Annotated in this window: 2 protein-coding genes; both read right to left on the bottom strand. The window is 68.4% G+C overall.

The genetic code is table 11. The features are described from left to right. Positions 1 to 2: 2 nt before the first annotated feature. On the bottom strand, positions 3 to 128 hold the full coding sequence (locus JYA52_RS22625; protein ID WP_276208498.1) for a hypothetical protein: 126 nt from the start codon (positions 126 to 128) through the stop codon (positions 3 to 5). 51 nt (positions 129 to 179) lie between these two features. Continuing rightward, positions 180 to 305, bottom strand: coding sequence for a hypothetical protein (locus JYA52_RS22620; protein WP_276208497.1), 126 nt, complete (start codon positions 303 to 305; stop codon positions 180 to 182). Positions 306 to 351 lie beyond the last annotated feature (46 nt).

Genomic DNA, 351 nt, shown 5'->3' with positions numbered 1-351 from the left:
GGTTAGCGGCGGACGAGCGGTTCGCAATGGTTCATCGCGACGCCGGCGGTGGCGGGGCCGGCGGTGGCGGCGGCGAAGCCGACGGCGGTGGCGGTCAGGACGGCGGTGGTCCAGATTTTGCGGAACATGATGATCTCCTGGAGTGCGGCGGTGCGGTGGTTGGGGAAGGATGCTGCGGGTCAGCGGCGGACGAGCGGTTCGCAATGGTTGTCCTGGATCCCTGCGGTGGCGGGGCCGGCGGTGGCGGCGGCGAAGCCGAGGGCGGTCGCGGTCAGAACGGCGGTGGTCCAGATTTTGCGGAACATGATGATCTCCTAAGGGTGTGGCGGTGCTGGGTGTGGTTTGGTATGC

Origin of the sequence: Arthrobacter pascens (assembly GCF_017052465.1) — a bacterium.
Lineage (GTDB): Bacteria > Actinomycetota > Actinomycetes > Actinomycetales > Micrococcaceae > Arthrobacter > Arthrobacter pascens.
This window is presented reverse-complemented; position numbering and strand designations above follow the sequence as displayed.

Coding starts and splice junctions, on each gene's coding strand:
- JYA52_RS22625 (WP_276208498.1), bottom strand. CDS start 128: ATGTTCCGCAAAATCTGGACCACCGCCGTCCTGACCGCCACCGCCGTC.
- JYA52_RS22620 (WP_276208497.1), bottom strand. CDS start 305: ATGTTCCGCAAAATCTGGACCACCGCCGTTCTGACCGCGACCGCCCTC.